This is a genomic window from Paraburkholderia caribensis (assembly GCF_002902945.1).
Taxonomy (GTDB): domain Bacteria; phylum Pseudomonadota; class Gammaproteobacteria; order Burkholderiales; family Burkholderiaceae; genus Paraburkholderia; species Paraburkholderia caribensis.
Genome location: NZ_CP026102.1, coordinates 429,662 through 445,038 on the forward strand (window position 1 = coordinate 429,662; position 15,377 = coordinate 445,038).

13 protein-coding genes and 1 tRNA gene are annotated in these 15,377 nt (G+C 60.2%); 10 read left to right on the plus strand and 4 right to left on the minus strand.

Annotated features, from left to right (window positions below; all coding sequences use genetic code 11):
• The first annotated feature begins 2 nt into the window (after positions 1-2).
• The 6 genes from fdxH to C2L66_RS40685 all read left to right on the plus strand — a co-directional run bounded on the left by fdxH (position 3) and on the right by C2L66_RS40685 (position 6,211).
• Positions 3-941 (plus strand): formate dehydrogenase subunit beta, encoded by a 939-nt coding sequence (gene fdxH / locus C2L66_RS18335; protein WP_054932811.1) that lies wholly within the window; start codon positions 3-5, stop codon positions 939-941.
• On the plus strand, positions 938-1,573 hold the full coding sequence (locus C2L66_RS18340) for a formate dehydrogenase subunit gamma (RefSeq protein ID WP_054932810.1): 636 nt from the start codon (positions 938-940) through the stop codon (positions 1,571-1,573). The genes fdxH and C2L66_RS18340 overlap by 4 nt, the downstream gene beginning before the upstream one ends.
• Positions 1,574-1,669: 96 nt before the next feature.
• Positions 1,670-2,602 (plus strand): formate dehydrogenase accessory protein FdhE, encoded by a 933-nt coding sequence (gene fdhE, locus C2L66_RS18345; protein WP_060603985.1) that lies wholly within the window; start codon positions 1,670-1,672, stop codon positions 2,600-2,602.
• Positions 2,603-2,638: 36 nt separating this feature from the next.
• Positions 2,639-4,084, plus strand: coding sequence for an L-seryl-tRNA(Sec) selenium transferase (gene selA, locus C2L66_RS18350; protein ID WP_060603982.1), 1,446 nt, complete (start codon positions 2,639-2,641; stop codon positions 4,082-4,084).
• Positions 4,081-6,021 (plus strand): selenocysteine-specific translation elongation factor, encoded by a 1,941-nt coding sequence (gene selB, locus C2L66_RS18355; RefSeq protein WP_060603979.1) that lies wholly within the window; start codon positions 4,081-4,083, stop codon positions 6,019-6,021. The genes selA and selB overlap by 4 nt, the downstream gene beginning before the upstream one ends.
• A gap of 97 nt (positions 6,022-6,118) precedes the next feature.
• Positions 6,119-6,211, plus strand: a tRNA-Sec gene (locus tag C2L66_RS40685).
• A gap of 197 nt (positions 6,212-6,408) precedes the next feature.
• On the opposite strand, the gene C2L66_RS18360 is transcribed toward C2L66_RS40685, so the two are convergent.
• On the minus strand, positions 6,409-7,314 hold the full coding sequence (locus C2L66_RS18360) for a LysR substrate-binding domain-containing protein (RefSeq protein WP_060603976.1): 906 nt from the start codon (positions 7,312-7,314) through the stop codon (positions 6,409-6,411).
• 97 nt (positions 7,315-7,411) lie between these two features.
• Here C2L66_RS18360 and phnA point away from each other — a divergent pair, with 97 nt between their 5' ends.
• The 4 genes from phnA to C2L66_RS42365 all read left to right on the plus strand — a co-directional run bounded on the left by phnA (position 7,412) and on the right by C2L66_RS42365 (position 10,952).
• Entirely contained in the window at positions 7,412-8,644 is a 1,233-nt protein-coding gene (gene phnA / locus C2L66_RS18365; protein ID WP_060603973.1) for a phosphonoacetate hydrolase, read from the plus strand.
• A 48-nt stretch (positions 8,645-8,692) separates the two neighbouring features.
• Complete coding sequence (locus C2L66_RS18370; RefSeq protein ID WP_060603970.1) at positions 8,693-9,982, plus strand: MFS transporter; 1,290 nt, start codon at positions 8,693-8,695, stop codon at positions 9,980-9,982.
• A 276-nt stretch (positions 9,983-10,258) separates the two neighbouring features.
• The gene (locus C2L66_RS18375; protein ID WP_060603967.1) at positions 10,259-10,558 is read left to right on the plus strand and encodes a hypothetical protein; all 300 of its coding nucleotides are present in this window, start codon (positions 10,259-10,261) and stop codon (positions 10,556-10,558) included.
• 88 nt (positions 10,559-10,646) lie between these two features.
• Positions 10,647-10,952: a DUF6881 domain-containing protein gene (locus C2L66_RS42365; protein WP_060603964.1), complete on the plus strand. Its 306-nt coding sequence runs from the start codon at positions 10,647-10,649 to the stop codon at positions 10,950-10,952.
• A gap of 691 nt (positions 10,953-11,643) precedes the next feature.
• Here C2L66_RS42365 and C2L66_RS18385 read toward each other — a convergent pair.
• The 3 genes from C2L66_RS18385 to C2L66_RS18395 form a co-directional block, all read right to left on the minus strand.
• Positions 11,644-12,003 (minus strand): hypothetical protein, encoded by a 360-nt coding sequence (locus C2L66_RS18385; RefSeq protein ID WP_060603961.1) that lies wholly within the window; start codon positions 12,001-12,003, stop codon positions 11,644-11,646.
• A 320-nt stretch (positions 12,004-12,323) separates the two neighbouring features.
• The gene (locus C2L66_RS18390) at positions 12,324-12,938 is read right to left on the minus strand and encodes a hypothetical protein (protein ID WP_148654594.1); all 615 of its coding nucleotides are present in this window, start codon (positions 12,936-12,938) and stop codon (positions 12,324-12,326) included.
• 20 nt (positions 12,939-12,958) lie between these two features.
• Entirely contained in the window at positions 12,959-15,310 is a 2,352-nt protein-coding gene (locus C2L66_RS18395) for a peptidoglycan DD-metalloendopeptidase family protein (protein ID WP_060603955.1), read from the minus strand.
• Positions 15,311-15,377 lie beyond the last annotated feature (67 nt).

Here is a 15,377-nt window from a genome sequence, read left to right on the forward strand (position 1 = left end):
TCATGGCATTTCAATCGCTTGATATCAGACGCATCTCCGCCACGACCGTGCAGCCGACGTCGGTGCGCGAGCCCGTCACCGGGGAAGTCGCGAAGCTGATCGATGTGACCAAGTGCATCGGCTGCAAGGCGTGCCAGACGGCGTGCATGGAGTGGAACGACCTGCGCGACGAGGTCGGCATCACGACGGGCGTCTACGACAATCCGCGCGACCTCACCGAGCATTCATGGACGGTGATGCGCTTCACCGAGTACGAGAACCCGAAAGGCGATCTGGAGTGGCTGATCCGCAAGGACGGCTGCATGCACTGCGAAGATCCCGGTTGCCTGAAGGCGTGTCCGTCGCCGGGCGCGATCGTGCAGTACACGAACGGCATCGTGGATTTCCACGAGGAGAACTGCATTGGCTGCGGCTACTGCATTGCCGGCTGCCCGTTCAATATTCCGCGCTTATCGAAGGCCGATCATCGCGTCTACAAGTGCACGCTCTGCTCGGATCGCGTCGGCGTGGGCCAGGAGCCGGCGTGCGTGAAGACGTGCCCGACGGGCGCGATCGTGTTCGGCACCAAGGTCGACATGATCCAGCACGCGGAGGAGCGCATCGTCGACCTGAAGGAGCGCGGCTTCGAGCACGCCGGACTGTATAACCCGGCGGGCGTGGGCGGCACGCACGTGATGTACGTGCTGCATCACGCGGATCAGCCGTCGCTCTATCACGGCCTGCCCGACGATCCGCACATCAGTCCCTTCGTGAAGCTGTGGAAGGGCGTCGCCAAGCCGCTCGCCGTCGCGGTGATGGCGCTGACGGCGCTGGCGGGCTTCTTCCACTACACGCGCGTCGGTCCGAACGAAGTCAGCGACGAAGACGAAGACGCCGCCCGCAACGCCGCGCGCGATATCCGCGAACGGCGCGAGCACAAGCCCGAGGAGCCCGTCAAATGAAACATCATCGGCATGAGAACCCGGACCTGATCGTGCGCTATACGCCTAACGAGCGCACGAATCACTGGATCACGGCAATCACGTTCGTGCTGCTTGCGCTGTCGGGCCTCGCGATGTTTCATCCGTCGATGTTCTGGTTGTCCGCGCTGTTCGGCGGCGGACAATGGACGCGCATCCTGCATCCGTTCATCGGCCTCGTGATGTTCGTGTCGTTCATGATCCTTGCGCTGCGCTTCTGGCATCACAACTACCTCGATGCCGACGACCGGCAGTGGCTGCGCCAGATCGACGACGTGCTCACCAACCGCGAAGACAGGCTGCCCGAAGTCGGCAGATACAACGCTGGTCAAAAGCTGCTGTTCTTTGTGCTGGTGCTGTGCCTGGTGTTGTTGCTGCTAAGCGGCATCGTCATCTGGCGCGCGTATTTCGCGTTCTATTTCCCGATCGACGTGGTGCGCGTCGCGGCCGTGATTCACGCGCTGAGCGCGTTCGTGCTGATCTGCAGCATCATCGTGCATATCTACGCGGCGATATGGGTGAAGGGCTCGATGGGCGCGATGGTGCGCGGCACGGTGACGCTCGGCTGGGCGCGCAAGCATCATCCGAAGTGGTTTCGCGAGAGCATCAAGTGACGTGTGCGCGGCGCGCGCCTGGCCGGTAACGCGCGCTGCGTCTGCATATCTGCTACTGTTGACGCCATCCATGTTTCTGACTAGCAGGAAGCTGAATTGGTGCAACGCATCCTCGACCCCGGCCAGATCGAATCGATCGATCATTCCGCCATTCCGCGCCTGCGCATGCCGGATCGCGCGACGCTATTCTCGACGCGCGCCGCGCGTCTTCGCCAACTGGCGGGCGCAAGTCCGATCGGCGGCTATATCCGGCTGATGGCGGCGCTAGCCGACGCGCAGCAGCAAACGCTCGCGCCGATCAGTGCGACGCTGCCTTCCGCCGAATCCATCAGCCTCGCGCAGCAGCATTCGATGCCCATCGCGCCCGCGACCACGGCGGAGCGCGATCCGTTGTGGCGCGACGTATTGCAGCGTCTGCTCGATCGCGTGGAAGCGGCGGGGCTGGTGACGCCTATGCTCGCCCGTGTGATCGACGACCTGCGCGTAAAAAGCGCGGAAGAGCTCGACGCACTCGCCGACGCGATCCTCGCGTTGCGCTTCAACGAAGTCGAGCCGGCGTCCGCGCCGTTCGTGATGGCGGCACTGCAGGTGGTGTGGACGGACATCGCGAGCCGTATCGACCCGCGCGCCGTGCCGTATCTGGACACCCCCGGCGCGTGTCCCGTGTGCGGCGTGCCGCCCGTTGCGAGCATCGTGCGCGTCGGCGGGCAGTTTGAGGGCTATCGCTATGTGCAATGCGGCCTGTGCTCGACCGAATGGCATGTGGTGCGCGTCAAGTGTACGAATTGCGACTCGACGAAGGGCATCGCGTATCACGGCATCGACGGCGGCAGCGAAGCGCTGAAGGCCGAATCATGCGACGAGTGCCACACGTATCGCAAGATCGGCTATCAGGAGAAAGACTACGACTTCGAGCCGCTTGCCGACGACCTCTCGAGCCTCACGCTCGATCTGCTGATGAACGAAGCAGGCTACAAGCGCAGCAGTCCGAATCCGCTGTTGTGGCCGGAAGTGCCTTCGGAAGAGTGAACGGTCGTTGTAGCAAACCGCGCGGGGGACGCAAGCGTGAGCGAAGTGTCGGGAAACGAGTTGAACAGGGACATGCGCGCATTGCTCGCGCGAGTGCCCGCCGTCGAACGTGTGCTGTCGTCGGCACAGGTGCAGCCTTTGATCGGGGAATACGGCCGCACGCAGGTCGTCGACGCGATACGCACGGCCACCGATTCGCTCAGGCGCGACCTTCTCGCGGGCATGTCTTTCGATGAATCGTCCAGCTTCGAAGCGAAGCTGGTCGACGATGCATCGCGCACGCTCGCCGCGCGCGCACGGCCTCATTTACGCGCGGTGTTCAATCTCACGGGCACCGTTTTGCATACGAATCTCGGGCGCGCACTGCTGCCCGACGAAGCCGTGCGCGCCGTAGTCGAAGCGCTCACGCGGCCGATGAACCTCGAGTTCGATCTCGCCACGGGCAGCCGCGGTGATCGCGACGATCTGATCGACGAACTCATCTGCGAACTGACGGGCGCCGAGGCGGCGACGGTCGTCAACAACAACGCGGCGGCCGTGCTGCTGACGTTGTCGGCGCTCGCGTCGAAGAAGGAAGTGGTGGTGTCGCGCGGCGAACTGGTCGAGATCGGCGGCGCGTTCCGCATTCCCGACATCATGTCGCGCGCGGGCGCGAAGCTGCGCGAGATCGGCACGACGAACCGCACGCATCTGAAGGATTACGACGAAGCGATCAATGCACGCACTGCGCTGCTGATGAAGGTTCACTGCAGCAACTATGCGATTGAAGGCTTCACGAAAAGCGTGTCCGTCGATGAAGTCGCGCAACTCGCGCATGCGCGCGGCCTGCCGATGGCCGTCGATCTCGGCAGCGGCACGCTCGTCGATCTCGCGCAGTTCGGTTTGCCGACCGAGCCGACCGTGCGCGAGACGGTCGAAGCGGGCGCCGGTCTCGTGACCTTCAGCGGCGACAAGCTGCTCGGTGGGCCGCAGGCGGGCTTGATCGTGGGGCGCGCCGAGTTGATCCGCAAGATCAAGAAGCATCCGCTCAAGCGGGCGCTGCGCGTCGGCAAGCTGACGCTCGCGGCGCTCGAACCTGTGCTGCAGCTTTATCGCGCGCCCGAGCGGCTGCGCGAGCGGCTGACCACTTTGCGTCTCTTGACGCGTCCCGCCGCCGACATGCAGGAACAGGCGGCGCGTGTACAGACCGTGCTGCAACGCGCGCTCGGCGAAACGTACCGCGTGACGGCCGAGCCGATGATGAGTCAGATAGGCAGCGGCGCGTTGCCTGTCGATCAGTTGCCGAGCTTCGGTCTTGCGATACGCAATGCGGCGGGCAAGCGCGGCGGGCGCGCGCTGATGAAGCTCGAAGAAGCGCTGCGCGGATTGCCGCGACCGGTGCTCGGACGGATTGCCGACGACGCGCTGCGCCTCGATCTGCGCTGCCTCGAAGCCGCCGACGAAGCCGCGTTCATCGCGCAATGCGCGGAGTTGCGGATATGATCGTCGGCACGGCGGGCCATATCGACCACGGCAAAACGACGCTGGTGCGCGCGCTGACGGGGGTCGACACCGACCGGCTGAAAGAGGAGAAGGCGCGCGGCATTTCGATCGAACTCGGCTACGCCTACACGCCGCTCGACAACGGCGACGTACTCGGCATGATCGACGTGCCGGGCCACGAAAAGCTCGTGCATACGATGGCGGCGGGCGCGTGCGGCATCGACTATGCGCTGCTCGTGATCGCCGCCGACGACGGCATCATGCCGCAGACGCGCGAGCATCTGGCGATCCTGCAACTGCTTGGCGTCACGCGCGGCGCTCTCGCTCTGACCAAGACCGATCGCGCGGATGCTGCCCGCATCGCGCAGGTGCACGGCGAGATTCGCGCGTGGCTCGCGGCGACGCCGTTCGCCGATGCGCCCATCTTCGATACGAACGCGACCTCATCCGACGATCCCGGCGTGCGCGCGCTGTCGAATCACCTGCGCGATGTAGCCGTCGCATGGCACGCGCGGCGCGACGACGGACTGTTTCGTCTCGCCGTCGACCGTGTGTTCACGCTGGCTGGGCAGGGCACGATCGTGACGGGCACGGTGTTCGCCGGGCGGGTCGCGACGGGCGACACGTTGATGCTCGAACCGGCGCACCGTGCCGTGCGCGTGCGCAGCATTCATGCGCAAAACCGCGCGGCCGATGTCGGACGCGCGGGACAGCGCTGTGCACTCAATCTTGCCGGTGTCGACAAAGATGCGATTGCGCGTGGCGACTGGATCGTCGACGGGCGGCTTGCGAAACCCGGTGAGCGCTTCGACGTCGAGCTGACGCTGCTCGCGGACGCGGACATCACGTTGCAACACTGGGCGCCGCTGCATGTGCATATCGGTACGCTGCATCGTGTCGCGCATGTGGCGCTGCTCGAAGGCGACACGCTCGCGGCGGGTTGCAGCGCACGCGTGCAACTGGTGTTCGATGCACCCGTCTGCGCGTTACCGGGCGATCGCTTCATCGTGCGCAATGCGCAGGCGACGCGCACGGTCGGCGGCGGGCGCGTGCTCGATCCATTCGGGCCGCCGCGCAAACGCAGGACGGCGGAACGGCGCGCGTGGCTCGATGCGTTGCGGGCGTGGCTCGACGACGGCCGCATCGGCCCGCTGCTCGAAGAGGCGCCGCGCGGCGTGACGCGTTCGATGCTGACGCAACTGACGGGGCTGCCCGCCGACTCACTGCCGCTGCCTGCCGACGCCGACGAGATTGCGCTGCACGGCAGGGACGCGGGCGATGCCGTCGTCGTGTTGCGCACGCACTGGGCGCGGCTGAGATCGAATGTGATCGCGGCGCTCGATCAATATCATGAGCGCTCGCCCGACGAACTGGGACCGGATGCCGCGCGCTTACGGCGCATCGCGGCGCCGCTGGTGCCCGACGCGATGTGGCGCGCGCTGGTCGATTCGCTCGTGGCCGACGGTGTGGTCGCGAGGAGCGGGCCGTGGCTGCATTTGCCAGGTCATTCGATTGCGCTCGATTCGAACGAGCAAGGTCTCGCCGACAGCTTGCTGCCGCTGCTTCTGGAAGGCCGCTTCGATCCGCCATGGGTACGCGATCTCGCGAAGACGACGGGACGGGAAGAAGATGCCGTGCGTCAGGTGTTGCGCAAGCTCGCGCGGCAAGGCGACGTGCATCAGGTGGTTCGCGATCTGTTCTATCACCGCGACGTGGTGCATGAGCTTGCGCGGCTGGTTGCAGGGATTGCGAATGGGCATGGCGGCGCGTTGGGCGCATCGGGGTTTCGCGACGCGACCGGGCTGGGGCGCAAGCGCGCGATACAGATTCTGGAATTCTTCGATCGCATCGGCTATACGCGCTTTCAACGCGACGTTCACTGGCTGAGGCCGGATTCGCAGTTGCACGAGGCAATTGTGTGCGAAGCGGGTGCGTGATGTGGAGCCGCGCGGCTGTGCGCGCCACGGATGTGGTTGTTTTTAGCGCTCGCTATAATCGGTTGCCGAAAGTTTGTGGTTGAGGTGAGGCGTCAACGGAAGGCATTCGTATCTGGTGGTGCGGCTGGGCTTCAAACCCAGTAGGGGGTGTCAGCCACTCTCTGGTCGGTTCGACTCCGGCTGCCTTCCGCCCCAAGGGTTGTGGGACTTCAAAATAGGCGGTCACAGCGTCAAACGGGCTAGGGCCAGTTGCCTTGGAGAACGGCGACGAAAAAAATGATGGACCGCATGCGGCCATGTCCAGCCAGTCGCCGCGTGTTGCTTATGGCTGCTGGAGCGTCGGTTCGGCTCTCAACAAAAGCCAGTTGCATGTACACGAACGAAGGCTCATTTTTTTTTGCTGGACTGGTCGTCCTCGCCACTTGATCGTAGCCAATCGACGAAAGCCCTCATATGCACAGGCTTATCGGCATCCAGCGGTACCAACGCAAAGTAAGTCGCTCCCTTCGAAGTCAGATCGGGAAACGGTTTCTGTAGACGCCCTGCAGTGCAATCCGCATCGAGCGTTGGAAATGGTCCGATACCAAAACCGAGGCCGTCGACCACGGCCTGCAAGGTCACAAAAAAGTGATCGAATCTCAAGGTTCGACTGGCCCGAAGCGTCGGTTGACCGACGGCTTGGGTCCATCTCTCCCAATCCCTCGGACGCGATTCCGTGGTGAGCCATGTTTCTGCGGCAAGTTGTTCGACCGACGATATCGCGGTTTGCTCGATCAGCGCCGGGCTCGCGATCACCGTGTTGCGCTCCTCAAATAATGGCCATGCCTGATATTGCCCGTCTGCGGGCACTTCGCGACGAATCGCCAGATCGAAACTGCCGCGCAGTGCGGAATCGGTCGTCAGCGTCGTGGAGACGCGCACATCCACATCCGGGCAGATGGCCGCGAACAAGGGCAGACGAGGAATCAGCCAGCGCATCGCAACCGTCGCCGCCGCGCTGACCCGAATCACTTTACGGTGCCGGCTCTTGCCATAGCGTTCCGCCGCATCCGCGATGTGGTCGAAAGCCGCGCTCACTTCTCGCGCAAAGGCTCGTGCGTGCCCGGATGCGACCATGCTTTGCCCATCGCGCACGAACAGAGGCTGGCCGAGCCAGTCTTCAAGGATGGTGATATGACGGCTCACGGCGCCGTGCGTCAGGTTGAGCTCACGGGCGGCTGCTGAGTAGCTGCCCGCGCGCGCGGCGACTTCGAATACGCGCAGGGCGTTGAGTGGGGGAAGCTTCGAGCGCATGTGTGAGTTTATTTAACGCAATCCGGATAATTTTGTCGATTGTGTGAGTAGATTGATCATCATACGCTGACGTCACTTCATTCAGAAAGGTGTCCCCATGACCCAGCAGATCACCGTCAACTCTCGAACTTATCAATTGCCCTCTGCGCCGACGATCGTGGTGTGTGTCGACGGCTGCGAGCAGGAATACATAAATCAGGCGATCCTGGCCGGCAAAGCGCCGTTTCTGGCGAGCTTGCGTTCGCTCGGCACCGTGCTGGACGGGGACTGCGTCGTGCCGTCGTTCACCAACCCGAACAATCTGTCGATCGTCACGGGCGCGCCGCCGTCGGTACATGGCATTTGCGGCAATTTCTTTTTCGACGAGGAGACGCAGACGGAAGTCCTGATGAACGATGCCAAATACCTGCGCGCGCCCACCATTCTTGCGGAGATGGCTCGCGCGGGTCAGCGCGTCGTGGTCGTTACCGCGAAGGACAAGCTGCGCAGTCTGCTCGGACACCGGCTGGAAGGGATCTGCTTTTCGGCTGAAAAGGCCGACCAGGTGACCCTCGACGAGCACGGTATCGAGAACATCGTGGCGAGAGTCGGCATGCCTGTGCCCTCCGTGTACAGCGCAGAACTTTCGGAGTTCGTGTTTGCCGCCGGGCTTTCCATCTTGTGTGAAGAGCGCCCTGATCTGATGTACCTCTCTACAACGGATTACGTCCAGCATAAGCACGCGCCCGGCACGCCAGAAGCCAACGCTTTCTACGCGATGATGGACGATTATCTGGCGCGCTATCACGCCGAGGGTGCCGTGTTGGCCATCACGGCTGACCATGGCATGAATGCGAAGACCGATGCCATCGGCCGGCCAAATATCGTGTTTCTGCAAGATAGGCTCGATGTGCGATACGGCGCGCACGCGACGCGCGTGCTCCTGCCCATCACTGATCCGTATGTCGTGCATCACGGCGCGCTGGGCTCCTACGCTACGGTGTACCTGCGCGATCGAGGCGAACAGAAACAGTGCGACGTGGCGGCGTTTCTCGAGGCTATCGATGGCGTCGAGGCGGTACTGACCCGTGCACAGGCTAGCGAGCGATTCGAGTTGCCGCCCGACAGGATCGGTGAACTCGTGGTGCTCGGCGAAAGGCTCACGGTGCTCGGCAGCGCAGCCGAAAAACATGACCTGTCCGGGCTCACCGTGCCGCTGCGCTCCCACGGCGGCATGTCCGAACAGAAAGTGCCGCTCATCTTCAATCGCAAGCTCGGTGGCAGCGACGGCAGGCGGCGCTTGCGCAATTTCGATGTCATCGATCTCGCGCTCAATCACCTCGTCCGATAACGAAAAACGGTTAGCGCGGCAAAGACCGCGCGCCCCATGGAGACAGTAATGCCCACAGATACGCCTGATGCGTTGCAATACACGTCCATCAAAAGGAGCACGACGTTCGCGCAATATAAGTGGCGTGCGTTGATCGGCGTGACCTTTTGCTACCTGTTCTACTACACCGGCCGGCAGACGCTGGGTTTTGCCGTTGCCGGTATTCAGCACGACTTCGGTCTGTCGAAGTACGAGATTGGCTGGATCAGCGCGACCATGCTCTGGTGCTATGCCGGCGGCCAGTTCATCAACGGCAATCTGGGTGACAAGCTGGGTGGCAAGACGATGATGATCGCCGGGGCTGTCCTCTCACTTGCGGCGAACTGGCTATTTAGTTTCGGTCACACATTCCTGTTCTTTCTGGTGGCGTGGGGGCTCAACGGTTATTTTCAGTCGATGGGTTTCGCGCCTGGCAGCCGCCTGCTATCCAACTGGTGGGATCACAAACATCGCGGTTTTGTCTATGGCGTTTATGTGGGCTTCTCCGGATTCTCTTCGGTGCTCGCTTACGTTTTTCCGGTCATCATTCTGGGTACGATGCAACTCGGCTGGGTCTGGATATTCCGTCTCGCGCCGCTTTCCATGCTGCTGGGCGCACTGGTGTTGTTGCTATTTGTTTCTGAACGACCGGAGGCTCTGCATCTGCCGGCTGCTGAAAAATCGGAAGAGACAACCTCTCTGGCGGAGTCGGAGAATGAGTTGACGAGCGCGCAGCGATACGCGCTTGTGATGAAGAACTGGAGGCTCTACATCACGGGTCTTGCAATCGGTTTCCAGAACGCCGCACGGTACGCGTTGGTGGTCTGGGTGCCGGTCCATTTTCTCGGCATGGACTGGAAGACTTCATCGGCGCTGATCGACCCGAAATGGATCACGGTCGCGTTACCGGTAGGCATGGCGCTCGGCTCGCTGTCGAATAGCTGGATATCCGACGTATTGTTTCAAGGGCGCCGCTATATGGCGATCGTCTGGTACATGGTGCTGGCCTGCGCGACGGCAATCTTCATGATGTTCGTGCCGCACGGTAGTATGTTTGCGATCGTGCTTCTGTTTTTGTGCGGCTTTTTTGTCTTCGGGCCGGCGTCGTCTTTCTGGGCCTTGTGTCCTGATATTTTCGGGCGCCGCGCTGCGGGGACAGCAACAGGTGTGCTAAACACCATGTCGTACATGTTCGCTGGCATCGGCGAACCGGTTATCGGCCACATTATCGATGCCACCGGCCATACGTCGATCATCTTTCCGATTGTCGCAGGGCTTTGCGCAGCAAGCGCAGTGCTTTCGATGCTGATCAAGCGCTGAGGAATCGCGTCGCCCGAGCCTGGCTGGACTTCTCGATGCTTTTGCGTTGCTGCGAGTCGATTCGTGGACGGCTGTTCTTTCTCGGGAGCGGCCGTTTGGAGCGTGCTGACTCGAACGGCCGAGTTGGGTCGACTTCTGTCGAACGCAGTCGGGCCGACGGCAGCATCTGTGGTGGGCTCACCGTCGGACCGTATGCGGCCAGGAAGAGCCAATCGACATTACTCTATAGATCGCCGACAATTGCACCGATTAGGATGCTTCGAGTCAGGTCCACTGATGAACAAAGCGGTTTGGCGGCTGCTCATGGTAGCCATCGTCTCGTGGGGTATATGCTTCGTATATCCAACCAATGTTATCCACTTTGGATGGATCGGAACCCTCTTCGTATCGACTGCCGGTTTGATTGCGACGATATCGAGCTATCACACGGAAGATGTGGCCCATACGCGCGGCGGCACCATATACAAAGCAGAATCGCCTATCAAATTCCTGCTGACTTATGTTGCGCTCGGGGTACTACTCGTCGCCTTTTTGCTTATAAGCATTTTCGGCAGCGTGGGTCGATTTGGGGCGTAACGGTCAGGAGCGGCCGTTCGACACCACCACGTGAATCGTCGACAATTGACCGTGGTGAGACCCGTTTCGGCAACCACAGGGAGAAGAGATGGGAGAGGCGTGCCAATCTATATTCATCGATGTTGTTTGGAGGCACGATTTCGAGGCCGAGCCAATTCGACTGGTCTCGCAGCTTGACTATGAGCGCTATGAAGTTCGAAAACTAGAATTTTTCCGCGACGGGCGGGTTGGATATGCCGACGACCACCGGTCGGCGATGGGAACTAAGCTTGGAAAGTTGCCTGTCCCGCAATTAGCCGAAATCAATTCGGATTTCCAGTTCAGCGCTCGTGTCATTGAATCGATGCTTTTTGAACGTCTGTGGTCCCAGCATACATCCGGTACCGCGGGATAGGGCGGCAGTCGGCCAAATTCGACCGGTCGACGGCACCATTAAATCGTCGGCGATCGGACAAAACTATTCCGTCCCGCCTATGTACTGCCCTTACTGCTCCGCACAGCTGGTTGAATCGCGTGGACGCGAGCTCCAGTGCCCGGTGACCGGATCATTATTTAGCAATTCCGTTCGAGACCAATTCGAGCAGCTTGCGTTGAACGCCGCGGTTCTGCCGTCGGGGGAAACGCCGTTCAGGCTTGGAAAATGGTTTTGTCCCTGCTGTGGCAAGCAAACTGACGATGGACTTTGCGCAACGTGCGGCCGGGTGATTACAGGTCGGCTTGCGCGCGAGTTATTGGAATTAAATCCGCACCGACGAGGATAAAGCAATACTGACGATGATCCCGCGCTGGCTGATCGACTTTAATCTTCGTGGCAACTCGGCTTTGACCAGACAGTTTCCGCTTCGTAGAAAATTCGCGCGGATGGTGACGGACCTGCCTGTTGCCTTGATTCGCGATATCGACCGACCGCTTTGCAAAGAATCAAGAGACCGCAATGGTTCGCGAGCGCGCATTGACGACCGGCCGGTATCGGGAAGCGAAATACCAATGACCGTTTTGTGGCGATGAGTTCGAAGCACGGATGGACTCAGCCCGACCCGTAGCAGCCAGTCAGCTTCCTCCGAAGCAGCCGCCCGAGGCTAAACCTACGTCCAACTCGTCCAAGCTGAAAGATAGGTTCGTGACCGAATACCGAGAAATGGCTTAATTTGTTCCCAGCACGATAGCTTTACGGAGGCATTAAATAGTCCTTCAAGAAGACCGGTGGCGACCAGCTCCACCTGTCTCACTTCCTCGCTATTCATCGCCTCTTCGATCGCGTCAAAGATTTGCACTTTCTCCGGCGTTGACAATGAAGTGAACTCTCGCGCGAGAGTTCGGCCGAGTCCGCCGTACAACACCGTCGGTGGCACATCTTCGCCGTAATCCACGACCACGTCCGATGCAGCGGCGTAGAGACGTTCTGACCGCGCCAAGACGCCGAGCAAATTTCTCCAATTTTCCATTCTGCGCGCTTCGCACTGTGAGCCAAGGGATACCGGATTGTCGCCAATTTTTCATTCGCGGTCGAACGGCTGATCATGGCCGATCCCGGCAGTTCGAAGCTCGCCGATGATCGAGCGGCGCCGGGCCGCCCCCCGACTTCCGTAGCCGCCCCTCTCCGGCCATGCTCGCTCGAAACGTCAGGACGGCCGCTTTTAAAGGTACAGCGGCCGTCCCCAAAGTCGCGTCAGCATCTTGTGCCTGATTCACTCGTGCGGGTTGCGCTTCACTTCGCCAGCCCCAAGCCCTGAAGCACAATTAAACAAGCCGCCTCACCAGGTTTTCAATTGCCGCTGCTAAAGAGATTCTCGCAGCCGTCGCTTCTGACCACTCGCTTTCCTGTCTGCAGATCCCAAACTCCCGGGTGCGAGTAGATCGCGCATTCCATCGAGCCGTTCGCGCTGACGTATCGGCCGTCCTCAGAGATCCGGCCGGGAGCCGACTCCGAATAACCGAACCCTTCTTCCTGCAGTTTGCTCATACTCTTACCCCGGGTGTACTCGCCCGGAAAATTCCCGATCGGCCGGTTGCTGCCGAGTTTGGAAACGGTCGCTGCGTAGCTGATTGTGCCTGCCGTCACGACGTCGAGCGAAAGATAGAGCTTCTTCCGGAGATTGACGTCCACCACAAAGCCTACGTGTGGGGGAATGCTTGATGGCGACGCCTTTCCGTCTGTGCATTGCTGCACATCGGCAACAGCGACGTAGTCGGTATTGTTCAGCAGAACCACCTGCTGGTTCCAGTTGAACTTCGGATCGACGTCCTTGAGCTTGCGCGCGAGCACGCATTGCCTGCTCGCGCCGTCACTTCGTTTGAGCGCGATCGAGTTATTCGAGGCGTCGTACTGCACGGAAGCGAAATCGTCGGCATGCGCTGCCGTCCCAAGCGTGAGCATCAATGTAACCAGAATCCCTTTTCTCAATTGAGCACCTTCAATGCGTTCATTGTTTCCTCATAGCGTCGGAGTTCGTCGATATGCCCACCATTGATTGCATACGTCACTGCAGAGGATATCTGTTTGGCCGCAGCATTTTGCTCGGGGGTGACGGGCAACTTTCCGCTGCCCGCGTCGATCTCCGGTTTCACATTCGGTCGCTTGAACGTAATGTAGAACCCACCGCTGTCGATACAGTTGTATGGATTCATAATAATCCGGTCCGGATCGTTGATGGGCGCGGGCCGCAGTTTCATTTGCGCGGGCTGATGCCGCTTATATGCGGGATCGTCCCACCAATGATCGTCGAAATCCGAAGCTTTCAGCCAGCTGCGATAGACCCAATAGCCGGCGTAATTGGAACGTCCCGTCAACTGCTTGAAGCCGCGACCGCGAAACTCCTGCGCATCCGTGTCGCCGACGTTACCGTTACTCCAGCTATACGAGCCGGCAATGCGTCCACCTTTGCTATTGAACTTTTCTGAACTGTAATAGCTGTCGAATTCTGGCGTTTCGCGTCCGTACCAGTGGCCGAGGTCGGATTCCGACTGCTGCGACGCCGGGTTGATCTTACCGTTGGCCATGCTCGCTTCCTGCATGTTTGTCAGCGATCCCGACTCTACGGCACCTTGTCCGAAGAAATGAGCCTGCCGGATAGGATTGGTAATCACGTATTTCTGCATTACCTGATTCAATGCGACACGATATCGTTCCCGTGTAGCTTCCGGCGTCCGCTTGTAGATCTTTGCAAGCGTGCTCTTGTCGATCCACGCGCACTTTCTCATCCAGTCGATAAATTCGATGGGATGGAAATGCCACAACGTAGGCGGAAGCGATAGTTTCGCATCGGCCCACCATTGCAGCTTGTTCGCGTGGGCCTTGAACTGCGCGTATTGGTCCTGCGTCATCGCAGTGCGCGGGGTGTGGTCACCCCACGTCCCGTCTTTCAGCAGGAAACCATACGCTGCGTCGAAATTTTCCGCTTCCCATTCGGTCCTGAATTCGCATACCAGTCGCCGCATCTTTTTTCGGACGCCGTCGTCGCGCAAGCGTGATAGAGCCTGTTGATCGGTCATTGAATCATCGACGTTCTCCTTGAGCAACTTGAGAATAGTCTTCGCGTCGCATCGCCCATCTGGCATCGCCGACGTGCCTTTCCCACCTTCATGGACCAGTTTCCATCCAAGGAATTCAGGAAAATCTGCGTCAGACAACTTGACGATTATCTTGTCGTTCAGGTCGATATAGCCCTTCTTGCCGCTATCGAAGGCGATGTACTTCCAGTTGCCCGCCTTCGATGTTTGCAGTGCATCGGGACCGATGACGCGCCCCCACCGCAGAAGTTCATATGCCGCGCTGGCTGAAGCCGGATCGATCAGGTTGGCTATCTGATTCATGTTGTATTCGTAGCGCGCGTCCGGACAATCGGCATGATCGACAACGTCGCCGGTTTCATCGTAAGACGTGGTCCGGCACGCACCCCTTGAAAACGTGACCGTGACGTTGAGCAACCTGTCCGTCGTGCCGATCTTATTGCACGTCATCGAAGGTTCCGAAACGCCATAGGGTTGCGCCTTCGTCGTAGCAGCGTCCACATGCTGATGATGCTGACGTGCCTGCTTGAGCACGTCGGCGATCCGCTTGCGCTCGGCGTGGTCGTGCTTTGCCTTGTCGCTCTCCCACGCCCTGTGTTTGATCTTTGCCATTTCGGGCGATTGATCATAGACATCGATACCGGCTCGAACGATGAAATGGCTGTCGCCCCAGAGGTCGGGATCGCCCGCCTGGACGGTGCTGTCGAATACTTTGTAGGGTTTATCGCCGCGCTTGAACAACGCATCGATGCCCGCCTGATTCGTGAAGATTTCGAAATGGATCGCCTGAAAACCGCTGATCTCGCCGCCTCGTCCGACGACGGTCTTGCGATCGACAGTTTGCCCCTGTTTGACGGACACGGCCGAGAGATGCATATAGACAGACCAGAAGGCCAGACTGGCTTTTTCCCCTGTCTCCGCGTGATGCTCGATGACGACGCACCCATTGTCGGTCCAGTTGGTTGCCTGACCGTCCGCGCTTCCGTAGTTGAGCGGATCTTTGTCGTTCGTGTTCTTCGCTTCGGCTGCCCGCACGAACGCCACTGTTCCGTCTGCGATAGATCGGATGGGCTCCATGCCGTAACGCAGATGCACGCCTCCGTGCCAGCGCATGTTGGCGCTGAGCGGATAGGCGCCGGAGCCAAATGGTGGCTCGGGAAACAGCTGATTCGAATATGCAATGTCGCGGGTTAGATCGCCGATGTCAGCGTCGGCGGTAATGATGGGGTAGCTGATGAGCATGCGCGTACGATTGAAAAAGGGGTGTTCCGCGAAGCAGAGATCATTGCGAAAAGACAAACTTCCCCGG

Excerpts from the sequence above, each read along its gene's own strand:
- selB (WP_060603979.1), top strand. The coding sequence starts at position 4,081 with ATGATCGTCGGCACGGCGGGCCATATCGACCACGGCAAAACGACGCTG.
- C2L66_RS18395 (WP_060603955.1), bottom strand. The coding sequence starts at position 15,310 with ATGCTCATCAGCTACCCCATCATTACCGCCGACGCTGACATCGGCGAT.
- C2L66_RS18340 (WP_054932810.1), top strand. The coding sequence starts at position 938 with ATGAAACATCATCGGCATGAGAACCCGGACCTGATCGTGCGCTATACG.
- fdxH (WP_054932811.1), top strand. The coding sequence starts at position 3 with ATGGCATTTCAATCGCTTGATATCAGACGCATCTCCGCCACGACCGTG.
- C2L66_RS18375 (WP_060603967.1), top strand. The coding sequence starts at position 10,259 with ATGAACAAAGCGGTTTGGCGGCTGCTCATGGTAGCCATCGTCTCGTGG.
- C2L66_RS42365 (WP_060603964.1), top strand. The coding sequence starts at position 10,647 with ATGGGAGAGGCGTGCCAATCTATATTCATCGATGTTGTTTGGAGGCAC.
- phnA (WP_060603973.1), top strand. The coding sequence starts at position 7,412 with ATGACCCAGCAGATCACCGTCAACTCTCGAACTTATCAATTGCCCTCT.
- C2L66_RS18385 (WP_060603961.1), bottom strand. The coding sequence starts at position 12,003 with ATGGAAAATTGGAGAAATTTGCTCGGCGTCTTGGCGCGGTCAGAACGT.
- C2L66_RS18360 (WP_060603976.1), bottom strand. The coding sequence starts at position 7,314 with ATGCGCTCGAAGCTTCCCCCACTCAACGCCCTGCGCGTATTCGAAGTC.
- C2L66_RS18370 (WP_060603970.1), top strand. The coding sequence starts at position 8,693 with ATGCCCACAGATACGCCTGATGCGTTGCAATACACGTCCATCAAAAGG.